Genomic DNA, 17,405 nt, shown 5'->3' on the forward strand with positions numbered 1-17,405 from the left:
CGGTCCCTTCGAGGGTCAGGCCGTCTCGGCCAGCGCGTCAGCCAGCGCGTTCACCATGCGGTCGATTTCCGCCTTCTCCGAGATGAAGGGCGGGGCGAGCTGGATGGTGTCGCCGCCGTAGCGCACGTAGAAGCCCTTCTTCCAGCAGTTCATCGCGATCTCGTACGGGCGGCGTGCGGGCTCGCCCGGTAGCGGCGCGATGGTCAGGCCGGCGGCCAGGCCGAAGTTGCGGATGTCGCTCACGTGCTTGCTGCCTTTCAGGCTGTGCACGGCGTTCTCGAAATGCGGCGCCAGCGTCTGCACGCGGCCGATCATGTCTTCCTTCTGCAGCACGTCGAGCGCGGCGATGCCGGCGGCGCACGCCACCGGGTGCGCGCCGTAGGTGTAGCCGTGCGGAAACTCGAGCATGTAGTCGGGACCGCCCGCGGCCATGAAGGTGTCGTAGATGTCCTTGCTCGCGACCACCGCGCCCAGCGGCTGCGCGCCGTTGGTCACCTGCTTGGCGATGTTCATGATGTCGGGCGTCACGCCGAAGGCGTCCGCCCCGGTGAGCGCGCCGCAGCGGCCGAAACCGGTGATCACCTCGTCGAAGATCAGCAGGATGTTGTTGGCGGTGCAGATGTCGCGCAGGCGCTTGAGGTAGCCCTTGGGCGGAATCACCACGCCGGCCGAACCCGAGAAGGGTTCGACGATGACGGCGGCGATGTTCGATGCGTCGTGCAGCGCGATCATGTCGAGCAGGCGGTCGGCCAGGTCGGCGCCTTGGTCGGCCATGCCGCGCGTGAAGGCGTTCGACGCCAGCTGCGTGTGCGGCAGGTGGTCGGCTTCCACGCCCTGGCCGAAGAGCTTGCGGTTGGCGCCGATGCCGCCCACCGAGATGCCGCCGTAGTTCACGCCGTGGTAGCCCTTCTCGCGGCCGATCAGGCGGGTCTTGCTCGCCTGGCCCTTGGTGCGCCAGTAGGCGCGCGCCATCTTCAGCGAGGTGTCGGCGGCTTCGGAGCCCGAGCCGGTGAAGAACACGTAGTCCAGGCCGGCGGGCGTGAGTTCCTTGATCTTGTTGGCCAGCTCGAACGAGAGCGGGTGGCCGAACTGGAAGGCGGGCGAGTAGTCGAGCTTGGCGATCTGGCGGCTCACCGCCTCGGTGATCTCGGGGCGGCCGTGGCCCAGGCCCGAGCACCACAGGCCCGAGAGACCGTCGAAGATCTTGCGCCCGTCGATGTCGGTGAAGTAGGCGCCCTTGGCCTCCACGATGATCCGCGGATCGGCCTTGAAGCTGCGGTTGGCCGTGTAGGGCATCCAGTGCGCTTCGAGCCAGGCGGCGTCGGTGCGCGTGGTGGACGTCGGTTCGACGGCGGGGGTGGCAAGGGTCATGGCGCTTCCCGCATGAGCGGGCTCCGAAGGGGGTGATGAGATGTGCCGATTGTTCGCACAGCCTTCAGTGTGGAGAATGGCGCAATATCAATGTTCACTTGACGATTCATGCAAGTAAAAGAAAAGGCCCAGAACGGTGCTTCCGGCACCCGCAACCGCGCCGTATTGGGGCAGCTCAGCGACATGGACCTGCGCCTGCTCAAGGTGTTCAAGAGCGTGGTCGACTGCGGCGGCATGGCGGCCGCCGAACTGGAACTGAACATCGGCACCTCGACCGTGAGCCGCCATGTGAAGGACCTGGAAACGCGGCTGGGCCTGGTGCTGTGCCGGCGCGGGCGCGCGGGCTTCGCGCTCACCGCCGAAGGGCAGCGCGTGTATGACGAAACGCTGCGCCTGCTGGCCTCGGTCGACGCCTTTCGCGGCAGCATCGACGACATCCACAACCGCATGGGCGGGCAGCTGGAGCTGGCGGTGTTCGACAAGACGGCCACCAACCCCAACGCGCGCATCGGCGAGGCGATTGCGCGCTTCACCGAGATGGCGCCCGAGGTGAGCCTGGCGCTGCACGTGGGCTCGATCAACGCGATAGAGCAGGGCGTGCTGGAAGGCAACTTCCAGATCGGCATCATCCCGGCGCACCGCAGCTCCAAGAGCCTGGTGTACGCCGACCTGTTCGACGAGACCATGCTGCTGTACTGCGGTGCGGGGCATCCGCTGTTCGGTGCGAGCCACGCCAGGCTCACCTGGGCCAAGCTGCGCGAGCACCATTTCGCGGGGCTGGGCTACCACTCGCCGAACATGGAGCTGAGCCACCGCGCCAAGCTGTCGCGCAAGGCCACGGGCTTCGACCAGGAGGCGATTGCCACGCTGATTTTGTCGGGGCGCTTCCTCGGGTTCCTGCCCGACCACTACGCGCAGGTGTTCGAGCAGCGTGGGCTCATGAAGGCGGTGCTGCCGGCGCGGTTCAACTATGTGTGCCGGTTCGTGAGTTTGCTGCGCAGGTCACCGAAGCCGTCGCGGGCTGTGCTGGCGTTTCAGGCGTGCCTGGCGCAGGCGCACCGGTAGCAAAGGCTCAGCGCTGCCCGCTCGGCAGCAGCAAATGCTTCGCCCCGATGTGCGCTTCCATCTCGTGCATGTGGTGCTCCGCATCGACCATGTGCTCGGACATCAGCCGGTGCACCTCGGCCGCGTCTTCCTTGCGGTAGGCCGCCAGCAGCTGGGTGTGATAGTCGACGTTGGTCTCGCCGAAGTGGTGGTGGTCCAGCGCCTTCTTGTAGACCACGAGGTCGCGCAGCAGGTCGTTCAGGAAGCGGCACATGAAGGAAAGCACCGGATTGGGGCAGCTTTCGGCCAGCATGGTGTGGAACGCGAGCTCGGCTTCGCGCTGGATGCGCAGTTCGTCCTCGTTCGTCGGCTCGATGGTGCACAGGCGGACGTTGTCTTCCAGTTTTTCGAACTGCTCCGGCGTCAGCTTGCCCACCACGCTCACGGCCAGTTCGGGTTCCAGCACCTTGCGCAACTGGTAGATGTGGTGCCCGTCGAGGTGGTGAAAGTGCAAAAAGTTGCGCAGCGGCTCCGACGCATGGTCGACCGACACCTGCTGCAGGTACGCGCCGCCGCCGGGCCCGGTGCGAATGGCGATGAGCCCGCGCACCTCCAGCGCCTTCAGCGCCTCGCGCACCGTGCTCTTCGAATAGCCGAAGAGCTCGATCAGCTCTTTCTCGTTCGGTAGTCGGTCGCCGGGCTGCTTGCGCTCCGCCACGATCCAGCGCTTGACGTCCTCGACGATGACGTCCGAGAGCTTTTGCCGCTTCGGGCGGTTCTGCCCCACTCTCATTGAAACGCTCCATGCCCATCGGGAGATGCGCGGGATGCGCAACAGCGGGCGATCTTAAACGGCGTCATCGGCGAGCTCGGGTTGGCAATGGGCACAAGGCTTGCTTGCGGGTTTTTACCAGCATATTAATACGATTTATCCGCTTAAATTCGCCGGCACCCGCAGGCACCCCTTTTCCTTGTTTCCCACCACGACCGGAGAACTCCATGCAACGCAGACACCTTCTTCAGCTGGCCGCCCTGTCGGCTGCCCCGGCCTCGCTCCTGGCGAGCCGCTCCGTCTTTGCGCAGTCGGCCGAGGCCATCCGCTTCGGCTGCCCGGTGCCGATGTCGGGCGCCTTCGCAGCCAACGGCAAGTACGCCGACCTGGGCATGAAGCTGGCCATCGAGCAGTACGGCAGCGTGCTGAAGCGTCCGCTGGCCTACACGGTGCTCGACACCGAGGGCAAGCCTGCCACCGCCGTGCGCAAGGTGCAGGAAGCCTCGCAGCAGCAGGGCGCCAAGTTCTTCGCGGGCGGCATCCTGTCGTCCGAAGCGCTGGCCATGGGCAAGGAGGCCGAGAAGGCCGGCGGCCTGTTCATCACCACGGCGGGCGCGGATGAAATCACCGGCAAGGACTGCAACCCCGCCACCTTCCGCTGGTCGGTGCCCACCTTCGGTGCGATCGAGCAGACGGTGCGCCCGCTGATCGCCTCGATGCCGAAGGCCAAGCGCTGGTACACGATCACGCCGCAGTACGTGTTCGGCGACGGCCTGCTGAGCGCGGCCAAGAACATCTTCCAGGAGAAGGGCATCGAGCACGTGGGCAACAGCTACCACTCGCTCAACGAGAAGGAATTCAGCGGCTACCTCACCAACGCCATGGCGGCCAAGCCCGACGTGCTGCTGCTGCTGAACTTCGGCGCGCAGTCGTCGGCCGCGCTGCGCCAGGCGGTGAGCTTCGGCATGCACAAGAACATGACGATCCTCATGGCCTGGGCTTCGGGCCTGGAGCAGTTCGACGAGCTGGGCGCCGACCTGTGCGACGGCGTGTACTTCGGTGCGCAGTACTGGCACACGGCCGATACCCCGCTCAACAAGGACCTGGTGAAGCGCACGGCCGACAAGCTCAAGATCGTGCCCAACTACAGCCTCGCGGGCTCGTACATCTGCACCAAGATTCTGATCGACGGCATCGTGAAGGCAGGCACGGTCGACCAGAAGGCCGTGATCGCCGCGCTCGAGGGCATGAAGTACGACGGCCTCACGGGCGCCGAGGAAATCCGCAAGGCCGACCACCAGGTCATCAAGGACTACTACCTGCTCAAGGGCAAGGCCAAGTCGAAGATGGCGAACCCGGCCGACTACGTCGACGTGGTGAGCTCCGGCAAGTCGTTCCTGCCCGTCGACAAGACAGGCTGCAAATTGAGCTAACCCCCAGGCTTGCCCACTGCGTGTGGCCTCCGACCCCCTTTCAGGGGGGCATCACCTGCGGCCCGGCAAAGCCGGTTCCGCGGTGTTCTCGAAGGGGCGCCGCATTCGAGCCTGTCACTACGCATCACCATGTCTGTCTACCTGCTCCAGACCATCAACGGAATCGGCATCGGCATGCTGTATTTCCTGCTGGCCGTTGGCTTGTCCATCGTGTTCGGCCTGCTGCGCTTCGTGAACTTCGCGCACGGCGCTTTCTACCTGCTGGGTGCCTACCTGTGCTTCCAGGCCATGCAGTGGGGCCTGAACTTCTGGGCCGCGCTGGTGGTGGTGCCGCTCGCGGTGGGCGCGCTGGGCTGGCTGGCCGAGAAGCTGCTGCTGCGCCGCGTGTACGCCAAGCCGCACGAGTTCCACATTCTCGTGACGGTGGGCCTGGCGCTCGCGGTGCAGGAGATCGTCATCGTGTTCTGGGGCCCGCTGGGCAACAGCGTGCCCACGCCCGACCTGCTGCAGGGCGTGGTGATGTGGGGCGACTTCATCTATCCGAAGTACCGGCTGTTCGTGATCGGCTTCACCGCCGTGCTCGCGGTGCTGCTGTGGTGGGTGCTCGAAGGCACGCGCCTGGGCAGCGCGGTGCGCGCGGGCAGCGAATCGACCGAGATGGTGTCGCTGCTGGGCATCAACGTGTTCCGCGTGTTCAGCCTGGTGTTCGCGCTGGGCGCGGCCACGGCGGCGCTGGCCGGCGTGCTGGCCGCGCCCATTCGCGGCGCGGAGCCGTTCATGGGGGTGGAGGCGCTCAGCGTCGCCTTCGTGGTGGTGGTGATCGGGGGGCTCGGCAGCTTCGGCGGCGCGCTGGTCGGCGGGCTGCTGATCGGCATCGTGCAGAGCCTCATGAGCACCATCTGGCCGCCCGGCGCGAGCCTGATGATCTACGTCGCGATGGGGGCCGTGCTCCTGCTGCGCCCGCATGGCCTGCTCGGCCGCAGAGGATGAACCACGCCATGCCAAGAAAATATTCGTTCCTCCTGGCGCTCGTCGTGGCGCTGGGCCTGCCGCTGGTGCTGCGCTCGGGTTCGCTCGCGAGCGAGGTGCTCATCTACGCGCTTGCCGCCGTCGGTTGCAACCTGCTGCTGGGCTACACCGGCCTGCTCTCGTTCGGCCAGGGCATCTTCTTCGGGCTGGGCAGCTACACCATCGCGATCCTGCTCACGCGCCTGCAACTGCCCATGCCGCTGGCCTTGCTCGCAGCCATTGGCATGGGCGCGCTGGGCGCGGCGCTGGTCGGCTGGGTGGCCATTCGCCAGCGCGGCACCTACTTCGTGATGCTCACGCTGGCCTTCGCGCAGATGTTCTATTTCGTGGCGTACACCGCCTCGGGCCTCACGGGCGGCGACAACGGCCTGCTCGACGTGCCGCGCCCCGCCTTCATGGACACGCCGTGGAAGTACTACGCCTTCGTGGCGGTGATCTTCCTCATTGCGTTCGCGTTGCTCTTGCGTGTGACCGATTCGGTCTTCGGCCGCACGCTGCTGGCCATTCGCGACAACGAGGACCGTGCCGCCGCGGTGGGCTACAACCTCAAGCGCTTCAAGCTGCTGGCCTTCGTGATCTCGGGCGCCGTCACCGGCCTGGCCGGCGGCCTGCACGCGATGATGACCGGCATCGCGCCGCTGTCGAACGCGGAGTACCACACGAGCGAGATGATCCTGGTCATCACCGTGATCGGCGGCACCGGCAACCTGTTCGCCTCGGTGCTGGGCTCGGCCTTCTACGTGCTGCTGGCCGACTGGCTCTCCACGCTGTGGCCGCGCTGGCTGCTGCTGCTGGGACTGCTGCTGATCGGCGTGAGCATCGGCATGCAGCGCGGCTTGTGGGGCTTGGGCGAGAGCGCCTGGCGCCGCGTTTTCCGCAAGACCGTGCCTGCCACCCAGGCGCCGGTTGCACAGCCTGTGTCGCAAGGAGAAAAGGCATGAGCGACGTTCTCATCGAAGCCATTGGCGTCACCAAGCACTACGGCAAGTTCGCCGCGCTCGGCGGGGTCGACCTGAAGATCCGGCGCAACACCGTGCACTCGGTGATCGGGCCGAACGGCGCGGGCAAGACCACGCTGTTCCACATGCTCACGGGCACCGGCACCACCACCGGCGGGCGCATCCTGTTCGACGGCCACGACGTGACGGGCGAGCCCGACTACAGGCGCGTGCAGCGCGGCATGGCGCGGTCGTTCCAGGTGACGAGCCTGTTCGCGAGCCTGTCGGTGCGCGAGAACCTGCGCGTGGCGGCGCAGGGCGTCGCGCCGCGCCAGGCCATGAACTGCTGGCGCGCGCCGGTGGGCGAGCGCGCCTGCGCCGAGACGGTGGCCGAGGTGCTGGCACGCGTGGGCCTCGAGCGGCTGGCGGACACGCCGGCCAGCGTGCTGTCGCACGGCCAGCAGCGCCGCCTCGAAGTGGGCATGGCGCTGGCCGCCAGGCCCAAGGCGATCTTTCTCGACGAGCCGACCTCGGGCATGGGCATCGACGACCTCGACGACATGAAGCAACTGATTCGCGGCCTGCGCGACGCGCACACCGTGGTGCTGATCGAGCACAACATGAACATCGTGATGGACATCTCCGACACCGTGACCGTGATGCAGCTGGGCCGCGTGCTGGCCGAGGGGCTGCCGGGCGACATCCGCTCCGACGCGCGCGTGCGCACGGCGTACCTGGGCAACATGATCACCGGGGGAAAAGCATGAGCGCCAACATCCTCGAGGTCGAAGGCCTGCACGCCCACTACGGCAAGAGCCACGTGCTGCAGGGCGTGACGCTGACCGTGGGCGAGGCCGAGCTGGTCACGCTGCTGGGCCGCAACGGCGCGGGCAAGTCGACCACGCTCAAGGGCATTGCGGGCGCGGTCACGCCCACCGGCGGCAGCGTGCGCTTCCAGGGCGAGAACGTGGCGGGCCAGGCGCCGCACCGCATCGCCCAGCGCGGCGTGTGCCTGGTGCCGGAGCACCGCGGCGTCTTCAAGCTGCTGTCGGTGGAAGAAAACCTGCTGCTCGGCCAGCGGCGCGAATCGCCCTGGCAGCTCGACGACATCTACCGCATCTTTCCGCGCCTGAAGGAGCGGCGGCGCAACGGGGGCGGGCAGCTCTCGGGCGGCGAGCAGCAGATGCTGGCCATCGGCCGCGCGCTCATGAACCACCCGCGCCTGCTGATCCTCGACGAGCCGGTCGAAGGCCTGGCGCCCGTGATCGTGGAGGAAATCGTCGCGCAGCTCAAGACCATCAAGGCGGCCGGCGTGGCCATCCTGCTGGTCGAGCAGAACCTCGAAGTCTGCGTGCAACTGGCCGACCGCCACTACATCGTGGAGCAGGGCGTGATCGTGCACGAGGCCGCCAACGCCGACTTCGTGGCCGACCACGAAGTGAAAGACCGCTACCTGGGCGTGGGGCTTGCTTGAGGCCCTGCGCACTTCTTCTCTCATTCGCACAACCATGACAACACACACCGAACTCCGCATCGACGGCCAGCGCCTCTGGAACTCGCTGATGGAACTGGCGCAGCTCGGCGCCACCGAAAAAGGCGGCGTCTGCCGCATTGCGCTGACCGACCTCGACCGCCAGGGCCGCGACCTGTTCACGCGCTGGATGCGCGAGGCCGGCTGCGAGGTGCGGGTCGACGCCATCGGCAACATCTTTGCGCGCCGCGCCGGGCGCAACAACGCGCTGCCCCCGGTGACCACCGGCAGCCACATCGACACGCAGCCCACGGGCGGAAAGTTCGACGGCAACTACGGCGTGCTCGCCGGCCTGGAGGTGGTGCGCGCCCTGAACGACGCAAAGGTGCAGACCGAAGCGCCGATCGAGGTGGCCGTGTGGACCAACGAAGAGGGCTCGCGCTTCGTGCCCGTGATGATGGGCTCCGGCGTGTTCGTCGACGCCTTCACGCTGGAACACGCGCTGGCGCAGCGCGACACCGAGGGCGTGAGCGTGGCCGATGCGCTGCAGGCCATCGGCTATGCGGGCAGCACGCCGGCATCGGTCGCCGCGTCGCCGGTGGGCGCGTACTTCGAGGCGCACATCGAGCAGGGCCCCGTGCTGGAAGCCAACGAGCGCGTGATCGGCGTGGTCGAGGGCGCGCTGGGCCAGCGCTGGTACGACGTGGTGGTGCAGGGCATGGAAGCGCATGCCGGCCCCACGCCGATGGAACTGCGCAAGGACGCGCTGCTGGCCGCGTCGGAACTGGTGATCGAGGTGAACCGCATCGCATTGGCCCACGCACCGCATGCGCGCGGTACGGTCGGCTGGATCGACAACTATCCGAACTCGCGCAACGTGATCCCGGGCCGCGTGAAGCTCAGCGTCGACCTGCGCGCGGCCGACGACGTGGTGCTGTCGGCCATGGACGCCGAACTGAAAGAGGCGGTGCAGCGCATCGCCACCATGGGCAAGGTCGCCACCACGGTGGAACAGGTCGTGTACTTCCCGCCGCAGCCGTTCACGCCCAAGCTCGTGTCCGCCGTGCGCGACGCCGCGCAGGCGCAGGGCCTGAGCTGGATGAACGTGATCAGCGGCGCGGGCCACGACGCCGTGTACCTGGCGCGCGTGTGCCCCACGGCCATGATCTTCGTGCCCTGCCTGGACGGCATCAGCCACAACGAGATCGAGGACGCGCAGCCCGACCACCTCGAGGCCGGCTGCAACGTGCTGCTGCAGGCGATGCTGCAAAGCGCGGGGGTCGTGTCGTGAAAGTGCTGATCGCGCGCCTCAACCACGAGACCAACACCTTCTCGCCCGTGCCCACGCCGCTCGCGGCCTTCGGGCCCGACGGCCCGACCTTCGGCCAGCAGGCCTACACCGACAACAAGGGCATGCGCACCGCGATGTCGGCCTTCATCGACCTGGCCGAAGCGGCGGGCGCGACGCTGGTCACGCCGGTGTCGGCCTCGGCCAACCCCAGCGGGCCGGTGGACGCGCAGGCCTACACCGTGCTCACGCAATGCATCGTCGACGCGGCGCCGGGCTGCGACGCCATCCTGCTCGACCTGCACGGCGCGATGGTCGCGCAGAACAGCACGGACGGCGAGGGCGACCTGCTGGTGCGCCTGCGCGCCGCCGCGCCGGGCGTGCCCATCGGCGTGGCGCTGGACCTGCATGCCAACGTCACGCCGGCCATGGTCGGCAACGCGGACGTGATCGTCGGCTTCAAGACCTATCCGCACATCGACATGTACGAAACCGGCGCGCATGCCGGCCGGCTGCTGTTCGACCTGCTGGCCGGGCGCAGCCAGCCCCACATGCGGTGGCGTCAGCTGCCGCTGATGGCGCACACCTTGCGCAGCGCCTCGTTCACCGGCGCGATGCAGCGGGCCATCGAGGCGGCGCAGGCGGCCGAGGCGTCGGAGTCGCTGGCGGTGTCGATCCTGGCGGGCTTCTCGCTCTCGGACATCGAGGCGCCCTGCATGAGCGTGATCGTGGTCGACGCGCACTCGCCCGAGCGCGCGCAGGCCACGGCCGACCGCATCGCCACGCAGATGTGGAACGAGCGCGAAGCCTTCATCTACCGCAGCGAGCCATTGGCGCAATCGATTGCGCGCGCCAAGACGGCCGCCGAGGGGGCCACGCGGCCGGTGCTGCTGCTGGACCACGGCGACAACTGCATGTCGGGCGGCAGCTGCGACACCATGGACGTGCTGCAGGAGGCGCTGGCACAGGGGCTGCACGGCATCGGCGTGGGGCCGCTGTGCGACCCCGAGGCCGTGGCCGCGCTGATCGCGGCGGGCGAGGGCGCCGAGGTGACGGTCGCGCTGGGCAACAAGGTCTCGCTCGCCGGCATCGGCCTGTCGAAGACGCCGGTGCGCCTGACCGGCACGGTTCGCGTCATCAGCGACGGCGAGTACGTCATCACGGGCCCCACCTACACCGGCCAGCGCAGCAGCATGGGCCGCACCGTGCTGTTCGACATCGGCGCGGCGCGCATCGTGGTGACCGAGCGCACGCAGGAGCCGTGGGACATCGGCGTGTTCGAGTGCGCGGGGCTCGACCCGCGCACCGAGCGCTTCCTGCTGCTGAAGTCGCGCATGTACTGCCGGCCGGTGTTCGAGCCGCTGTCGGCCGCGCTGGTGGAGTGCGACAGCCCCGGCGTGACCAGCTCGGACTACAGCCTGTTCCCGTTCGGCAAGGTGCGCCGCCCGGTGTTTCCGCTGGACGCGGATGCGTCGATGGACGCAGCCGCACTGGCTGCTTCATCGCCCGCTGCATAACCTGCCACGTCATCGACGCGCATCGCGTGCGGCGCGACCATTCCTTCACCCCGCGATGTTGCGGGTTTGACACCGCCAAAGGAATCGTCACCATGAACACCGCCGCACACGATGCCGCCGCCATCGCCCGCAACTACATCGCCGTCTGGAACGAAACGGACGCCGCGCGCCGCGCCGAACTGATCGAAGCCGGTTGGGCCCCCGACGCCCGCTACGTCGACCCGCTGGCGCAGGCCAGCGGCCGCGAGCAGATCCACGCGCTGGTCGGCGCGGTGCACCAGCGCTACCCGGGCTTTCGCTTCAACCTGCTGGGCAAGGCCGACGCGCATGGCGACCATGTGCGCTTCTCGTGGACGCTGGGGCCCAGCGGAGCGGAAGACCTGATCCAGGGCACCGACTTCGCGCAGATCGACGCGGGCAAGCTGCGTTCGGTGACGGGCTTTCTCGACAAGGTGCCGGTCGGCGCCTGACAGGCGGCGCTCAGTCGGCGGCGCCGGCGGGCCGGCCGCGCCACAGCTTGCGATAAACCGTGGCCCGGCTGATGCCCAGGGCCCGCGCGGCCTCCGCCACATTGCCGCGGGCATCGGCCACCGCCTTGCGGATCAGCGCGGTCTCCACGTCGCGCAGGCGGGGCCGGGCGTCGGCGGCCGGCAGCTCCGGCGAGCGGCGGCTGCCACCGTTGTGGGGGCGCACCTGCACCCGCAATCCCGACCACAGAGGCACCTCGAGCACCGCATCGCCGCTGCGGGCCGCGTCGAACATCATGTGCAGCGGCAGCGCGAACAGGTCGTTGAAGTGCAGGGCCTGCTCGCTGTGCGCCAGCGGCTGGTGCAGCATCTGACGGGCGGCCGCATTGGCGCCGGTGACCTGGCCGGCGCCGTCGATGCACAGCAGCCCCTCGGTGGCCTCGCTGCCGGCATTGCCCGGCCAGGCCAGGTGCAGCAGCAGCTCGCACGGCTCGCGCATCACCAGGGTGTTCTCGATGCTGCGCGCGCTGAGCGTGGCCAGGTGGCGCAGTTCCGGCCGTTCGATCACCTGGACGCCGCTCAGGTCGAGCATGCCGATGCAGTCGCCCCGTGGACCGAAAAGCGGCGCCCCGGCGCAGCTGAAGACGCCGATGTCGTCGAAGAAATGCTCCCCGCGGTGCAGCCACACCGATTCCTGCTCGGCCAGCGCGGTGCCGATGGCGCTGGTGCCGATGGCGCGCTCCGACAGGTCGACGCCGATGCGCCCGATGTCCCGCGCATAGCGGCTGGCGGCGTCGGTGCCGTCGGGCAGGTTGCCCACGTCGACCACGATGCCCTGGGCATTGGTCAGGATGGCGAAATAGCGGGTGTCGGCAATGGCGCGCGACAGCCGCTCGATCACCGGCCTGGCCGCCGTGATCAGCGCCCGGTTGCGCTCGACGACGTCGCGGCTGCTGGCCTGGCTCACCGGGTCGAAACTGACCCGGTTCTGCGGCCGCCAGCCGGCCTGGAGGCAGCGCTGCCAGGAGCGGGCGATCCATGAATCGACGCTGGCCTCGGCCCGGATCGGGGCCGGTTCGCCGTCAATCAGCTCACGGCGGGCCTTGGCAATGGCGACGGAGCGCTCTGGCGCCTGCGAAACAAGGGAGACGGGCATCGTGTGTCTTCGCGCGTGGGGCGGTTTTTCTTGCCCGCCGAACGGCAAGCTGTTTCATTTTGAGAATTTCGCGCGGTCTGTGCAAGTGTCAAGGGTTTTTGCCTAGGATAGGCCCAAAGCCCGGCATCAAGATGCTTCGCTGAACCAGCCATCACCTTTCACGGAGACAGCCACATGCAGGTCGCTTTCAAGGTCAACGGTCGCCAGGTCGCGGTCGACGCTCCTCCCAACACCTTTCTCGTCCACGCCATCCGGGAGCACCTTCACCTCACCGGCACCCACGTGGGCTGCGACACCGCGCAGTGCGGTGCGTGCACCGTCCATCTGAACGGTCGTGCGGTCAAGTCCTGCAACATCCTGGTCGCTCAGGCGGCGGGCGCCGACATCACCACCATCGAGGGCATCGCCGAAGCCGACGGCACCATGCACCCCATGCAGGCGGCTTTCAAGGAATGCCACGGGCTGCAATGCGGTTTTTGCACCCCCGGCATGGTCATGAGCGCCATCGACCTGTGCACCCACCACCCCAAGTCCAGCGAATCGGAGATCCGCGAGCTGCTCGACGGCAACCTGTGCCGCTGCACGGGCTACCAGAACATCGTGAAGGCCGTGAAGATGGGCGGCGAGGCCATGGCCTCGGGCACCCCGGTCAAAGTCACCGTCTCGGCCTGAAGGGAGCAGCATCATGGGTGCTTCCGACTTCTCCAATCTTCCTCACATCGGCGAGGCGCTTCGGCGCAAGGAAGACTATCGCTTCCTGACCGGCGCGGGCAACTACACCGACGACATCACGCTGGCCAACCAGAGCCATGCGGTCTTCGTGCGCTCGCCGCACGCGCATGCCACCGTCAAGTCGGTCGACATCGCCGAGGCCATGAAGATGCCCGGCGTGGTCGGCATCTTCAGCGGCAAGGACATCGAGGGCAAGATGGGCGGGCTGCCTTGCGGCTGGCTCATCAACAACCCCGACGGTACCCCCATGAAGGAGCCGATGCACCCGATCCTGGCGATCAACAAGGTGCGCTACGTGGGCGACCACGTCGCGATGGTGGTGGCCGAGACGGTCGAGCAGGCCAAGAACGCGGCCGAGGCGGTGGTGGTCGACTACGACGTGCACCCCGCGCTTGTAAGCGTGGCCGACGCCGCGAAGAAGGCCAGCGGCGTCACGCTGCACGACGAAGCGCCCGACAACCAGTGCTACAAGTGGACGCTGGGCGACAAGGCGGCGGTCGATACCGTGTTCGCCACGGCCGCGCATGTGACGAAGCTCGACCTCGTCAACAACCGGCTCATTCCCAACCCCATAGAGCCGCGCGTGGCCATCGGCAGCTACAGCCGCGGCACCGACGACTACACGCTGTATGTGTCCAACCAGAACCCGCACGTCGAACGCCTGCTGATGACGGCCTTCGTGCTGGGACTGCCCGAGCACAAGGTGCGGGTGATTGCCCCCGACGTGGGCGGCGGCTTCGGCTCCAAGATCTTCCTGTACGCCGAGGACGTGTGCCTGACCTGGGCGGCCAAGCAGCTCAACCGCAACATCAAGTGGACGGCCGAGCGCTCGGAGTGCTTCCTGTCCGACGCGCACGGCCGCGACCACGTGAGCCACGCCGAAATGGCGATGGACGCTCAAGGCAAGTTCCTGGCGATGCGGGTGCACACCGACGCCAACCTGGGCGCCTACCTGTCGACCTTCTCGACCGCGGTGCCGACCATCCTCTACGCCACGCTGCTGGCCGGCCAGTACGCCACGCCGCAGATCTACGTGGAGGTCGATGCCTGGTTCACCAACACCGCGCCGGTCGACGCCTACCGCGGGGCGGGCCGGCCCGAAGCCACGTACCTGCTGGAGCGGCTGGTGTCGCGCTGCGCCTGGGAAATGAACCTGGGGCAGGACGAGATCCGCAAGCGCAACTTCATCACCACCTTCCCGTACCAGACGCCAGTGGCGCTGCAATACGACACCGGCGATTTCCATGCCTGCATGGACAAGGCACGGGCGCTGGCCGAGGTCGACGGTTTTGCGGCGCGCCGGTCGGCGAGCGAGGCGAAGGGCAAGCTGCGCGGCATCGGCTATTCGAGCTACATCGAGGCCTGCGGCATTGCGCCGTCGAACATCGCGGGCGCGCTCGGTGCGCGTGCGGGCCTGTTCGAGTGCGGCGAGATCCGCGTGCACCCGACCGGCAGCGTGACGGTGTTCACCGGCTCGCACAGCCACGGCCAGGGCCACGAGACCACCTTCGCGCAGGTCGTGGCGGCACGGCTGGGCATTCCGGTCGACAACGTCGACGTGGTGCACGGCGACACCGGCCGCGTGCCCTTCGGCATGGGCACCTACGGTTCGCGCTCCATCTCGGTGGGCGGCGCCGCCATCATGAAGGCGCTCGACAAGATCGAGACCAAGGCCAAGAAGATCGCCGCGCATTTGATGGAGGCCAGCGATGCCGACATCGAGTTCGCCAACGGCGAATTCACCGTCAAGGGCACCGACAAGAAGATCCCGTTCGGCCAGGTGGCGCTCACCGCCTACGTGCCGCACAACTACCCGCTCGACAAGCTGGAGCCGGGCCTGAACGAAACCGCCTTCTACGACCCGACCAACTTCACCTTTCCGGGCGGCACCTACATCTGCGAGGTGGAAATCGACCGGCAGACCGCCGAGGTGCGCGTGGACCGCTTCACCGCGGTGGACGACTTCGGCACCATCATCAACCCGATGATCGTCGAGGGCCAGGTGCATGGCGGGCTGGTGCAGGGCATCGGCCAGGCGCTGCTGGAGAACTGTGTTTACGACAACGAGACCGGCCAGCTGCTCACCGGCAGCTTCATGGACTACGCCATGCCGCGCGCGGCCGAGTTTCCGCTGTTCAAGCTGGACACCGTGTGCACCCCGTGCACGCACAACCCGCTGGGCACCAAGGGCTGCGGCGAGGCGGGGGCCATCGGCTCGCCGCCGGCCGTGATCAACGCCGTGCTCGACGCGCTGGCGCCCCTGGGCGTGAAGGACTTCGACATGCCCGCATCGTCCAGCCGCGTCTGGGAAGCGATGCAGAAGGGCAGCGGCAGCGCCGCAAAGGACGCGATGCCGCAGCAACCCGCGCTGGCCGCCAGCACCCAGGGCCGTCCCGCACCCTGAACAACAAGAAGGAACCACACCATGTACGCCTTCACACTCGAACGGCCCGCTTCCGTGGCCGATGCGGCCAAGCTCGTTGCCGCCGGCGCCAAGCCGCTGGCCGGCGGCCAGACCCTGCTGGCGTCGATGAAGCTGCGGCTTTCGGCGCCCGAACAACTGGTGGACCTGAGCGGCATTGCCGAGCTCACGGGCATCAAGAAAGACGGCGGCAGCCTCACCGTCGGTGCCATGTCGCGCCACCTCGACGTGGCGAACAACGCCGACGTGAAAGCCGCCTTTCCCGCGCTGGCCGACCTGGCCTCGCGCATCGGCGACCGGCAGGTGCGCGCGATGGGCACCCTCGGCGGTTCGGTGGCCAACAACGACCCGGCGGCGTGCTACCCCAGCGCGGTGCTGGGAACCGGTGCCACGGTCGTCACGTCGAAGCGCGAGATTGCGGCGGACGATTTCTTCCAGGGCCTGTTCACCACGGCGCTGGAGGACGACGAGCTGATCACCGCGATCCGCTTCCCCATCCCGAAGCGCGCCGTGTACGAGAAGCTGCGCCAGAAGGCCTCGCACTTTCCGCTGGTCGGCATCTTCCTGGCGCAGTACGACAGCGGCGTGCGCGTGGCCGTCACCGGCGCGGGCAACGGCGTGTTCCGCCATGCCGGCCTGGAAGATGCGCTCAACAAGAGCTTTACCGCCGCGTCCGCCGCTGCCGTGAAGATCGACGCGAGCGACCTGAACAGCGACCTGCATGCCTCGGCCGCCTACCGCGCGAACCTGATCAGCGTGCTGACGCAACGCGCGGTGACCAAGGCGCTGGGCTGAACCAGCCCGGTCTCACCAACGGACACCGGAAGGCGCGACACCCTCGCGCCTTCCGCTACCCTGCGCCATGATCTTCCCGACCATCGATTCCCTCTCCAACGGGTTGGTGCAGGCCGGCTACTTTGCCGACCGCCGCCTGGCCACCGCCGTGTTCCTCGCGCTCAAGCTTCAGCGCCCGCTGCTGCTCGAAGGCGAGCCCGGCGTCGGCAAGACCGAGCTGGCCAAGGCGCTGTCGAAGGCACTGAACCGCGAGCTGCTGCGCCTGCAGTGCTACGACGGCCTGGAGCAGCGCGAGGCGCTCTATGAATGGAACTATGCCGCGCAGCTGCTGCACATGCGCGCGGCCGAAGCCAGCGGCGCCGCGCGCGACGTGGAGGCCGAGGTCTACCAGCCGCACTACCTGATCCGCCGCCCCCTGCTGCAGGCACTGCAAACGCCCGCACCCGGCGCCGTGCTGTTGATCGACGAAGTGGACCGCGCCGACGAGCCCTTCGAGGCCTTCCTGCTCGAGTACCTGGGCGAATACCAGGTGAGCATTCCCGAACTGGGCACGGTGAGCGCGGTGGTGCCGCCGGTGACCATCCTCACGAGCAACCGCACGCGCGAGCTCAACGACGCGGTCAAGCGCCGCTGCCTGTATCACTGGCTCGACTACCCCGAGCGCGAGCGCGAGCTGGCCATCGTGCGCGCCCAGGTGCCGCAGGCCGGCGAGACGCTGTCGGCGCAGGTGTCGGCCTTCGTGGCGCGGCTGCGCGAGGCGCCGTTCGTCAACGCCTTCCAGCGCGCACCCGGCATCGCCGAAAGCGTCGAGTGGGCGAGGGCGCTGATTGCGCTGGACACGGTGGAGCTCGACCCCGAGGTGGTGGTCGACACCGCCGGCATCCTGTTCAAGCAGCGCGACGACGTGGCCGCGCTCACGCTGGAACTGGCGTCGGACCTGCTCAGGCCCGAGGAGCCGGCCGCGCGCTGA

16 protein-coding genes are annotated in these 17,405 nt (G+C 68.0%); 13 read left to right on the plus strand and 3 right to left on the minus strand.

Annotated elements, in window-relative coordinates; all coding sequences use genetic code 11:
- Positions 1–15: 15 nt before the first annotated feature.
- Positions 16–1,371: an omega-aminotransferase AptA gene (gene aptA / locus ACSFBM_RS03905; RefSeq protein ID WP_435483223.1), complete on the minus strand. Its 1,356-nt coding sequence runs from the start codon at positions 1,369–1,371 to the stop codon at positions 16–18.
- 108 nt (positions 1,372–1,479) lie between these two features.
- Here aptA and ACSFBM_RS03910 point away from each other — a divergent pair, with 108 nt between their 5' ends.
- A complete protein-coding gene (locus ACSFBM_RS03910) occupies positions 1,480–2,436 on the plus strand; it encodes a LysR family transcriptional regulator (protein WP_435483224.1) in 957 nt (318 codons plus the stop codon).
- 7 nt (positions 2,437–2,443) lie between these two features.
- Here the strand turns inward: ACSFBM_RS03910 and ACSFBM_RS03915 are convergent, their stop codons facing one another.
- On the minus strand, positions 2,444–3,208 hold the full coding sequence (locus ACSFBM_RS03915; protein ID WP_435483225.1) for a FadR/GntR family transcriptional regulator: 765 nt from the start codon (positions 3,206–3,208) through the stop codon (positions 2,444–2,446).
- Positions 3,209–3,414: 206 nt separating this feature from the next.
- On the opposite strand from ACSFBM_RS03915, the gene ACSFBM_RS03920 reads away from it, so the two are divergent.
- From ACSFBM_RS03920 to ACSFBM_RS03955, 8 genes are all read left to right on the plus strand, one after another.
- On the plus strand, positions 3,415–4,620 hold the full coding sequence (locus tag ACSFBM_RS03920) for an ABC transporter substrate-binding protein (protein WP_435483226.1): 1,206 nt from the start codon (positions 3,415–3,417) through the stop codon (positions 4,618–4,620).
- 129 nt (positions 4,621–4,749) lie between these two features.
- The gene (locus ACSFBM_RS03925; RefSeq protein ID WP_435435427.1) at positions 4,750–5,610 is read left to right on the plus strand and encodes a branched-chain amino acid ABC transporter permease; all 861 of its coding nucleotides are present in this window, start codon (positions 4,750–4,752) and stop codon (positions 5,608–5,610) included.
- An 8-nt stretch (positions 5,611–5,618) separates the two neighbouring features.
- Positions 5,619–6,590, plus strand: a complete 972-nt coding sequence (locus ACSFBM_RS03930; RefSeq protein WP_435483227.1) for a branched-chain amino acid ABC transporter permease — start codon at positions 5,619–5,621, stop codon at positions 6,588–6,590.
- A complete protein-coding gene (locus ACSFBM_RS03935) occupies positions 6,587–7,354 on the plus strand; it encodes an ABC transporter ATP-binding protein (RefSeq protein ID WP_435483228.1) in 768 nt (255 codons plus the stop codon). Before ACSFBM_RS03930 ends, ACSFBM_RS03935 begins: the two co-directional genes overlap by 4 nt.
- Entirely contained in the window at positions 7,351–8,061 is a 711-nt protein-coding gene (locus tag ACSFBM_RS03940) for an ABC transporter ATP-binding protein (RefSeq protein ID WP_435483229.1), read from the plus strand. Before ACSFBM_RS03935 ends, ACSFBM_RS03940 begins: the two co-directional genes overlap by 4 nt.
- Positions 8,062–8,095: 34 nt before the next feature.
- The gene (locus ACSFBM_RS03945) at positions 8,096–9,349 is read left to right on the plus strand and encodes a Zn-dependent hydrolase (protein WP_435483230.1); all 1,254 of its coding nucleotides are present in this window, start codon (positions 8,096–8,098) and stop codon (positions 9,347–9,349) included.
- A complete protein-coding gene (locus ACSFBM_RS03950; protein WP_435483231.1) occupies positions 9,346–10,863 on the plus strand; it encodes a M81 family metallopeptidase in 1,518 nt (505 codons plus the stop codon). Before ACSFBM_RS03945 ends, ACSFBM_RS03950 begins: the two co-directional genes overlap by 4 nt.
- Positions 10,864–10,955: 92 nt before the next feature.
- The gene (locus ACSFBM_RS03955; RefSeq protein ID WP_435483232.1) at positions 10,956–11,333 is read left to right on the plus strand and encodes a nuclear transport factor 2 family protein; all 378 of its coding nucleotides are present in this window, start codon (positions 10,956–10,958) and stop codon (positions 11,331–11,333) included.
- A 10-nt stretch (positions 11,334–11,343) separates the two neighbouring features.
- On the opposite strand, the gene ACSFBM_RS03960 is transcribed toward ACSFBM_RS03955, so the two are convergent.
- Positions 11,344–12,486, minus strand: a complete 1,143-nt coding sequence (locus ACSFBM_RS03960) for a helix-turn-helix domain-containing protein (RefSeq protein ID WP_435483233.1) — start codon at positions 12,484–12,486, stop codon at positions 11,344–11,346.
- A 174-nt stretch (positions 12,487–12,660) separates the two neighbouring features.
- Between ACSFBM_RS03960 and ACSFBM_RS03965 the strand changes: the two genes are divergently transcribed.
- From ACSFBM_RS03965 to ACSFBM_RS03980, 4 genes are all read left to right on the plus strand, one after another.
- Positions 12,661–13,158: a (2Fe-2S)-binding protein gene (locus tag ACSFBM_RS03965; RefSeq protein WP_435483234.1), complete on the plus strand. Its 498-nt coding sequence runs from the start codon at positions 12,661–12,663 to the stop codon at positions 13,156–13,158.
- Positions 13,159–13,171: 13 nt separating this feature from the next.
- Entirely contained in the window at positions 13,172–15,622 is a 2,451-nt protein-coding gene (locus ACSFBM_RS03970; RefSeq protein WP_435483235.1) for a xanthine dehydrogenase family protein molybdopterin-binding subunit, read from the plus strand.
- Positions 15,623–15,643: 21 nt separating this feature from the next.
- On the plus strand, positions 15,644–16,435 hold the full coding sequence (locus ACSFBM_RS03975; protein WP_435483236.1) for an FAD binding domain-containing protein: 792 nt from the start codon (positions 15,644–15,646) through the stop codon (positions 16,433–16,435).
- Between the two features lie 67 nt (positions 16,436–16,502).
- Positions 16,503–17,405 (plus strand): AAA family ATPase, encoded by a 903-nt coding sequence (locus ACSFBM_RS03980; RefSeq protein ID WP_435483237.1) that lies wholly within the window; start codon positions 16,503–16,505, stop codon positions 17,403–17,405.

This window comes from Variovorax pasteuri, from assembly GCF_051216435.1.
In the GTDB taxonomy this organism is placed as follows: Bacteria; Pseudomonadota; Gammaproteobacteria; order Burkholderiales; family Burkholderiaceae_C; genus Variovorax.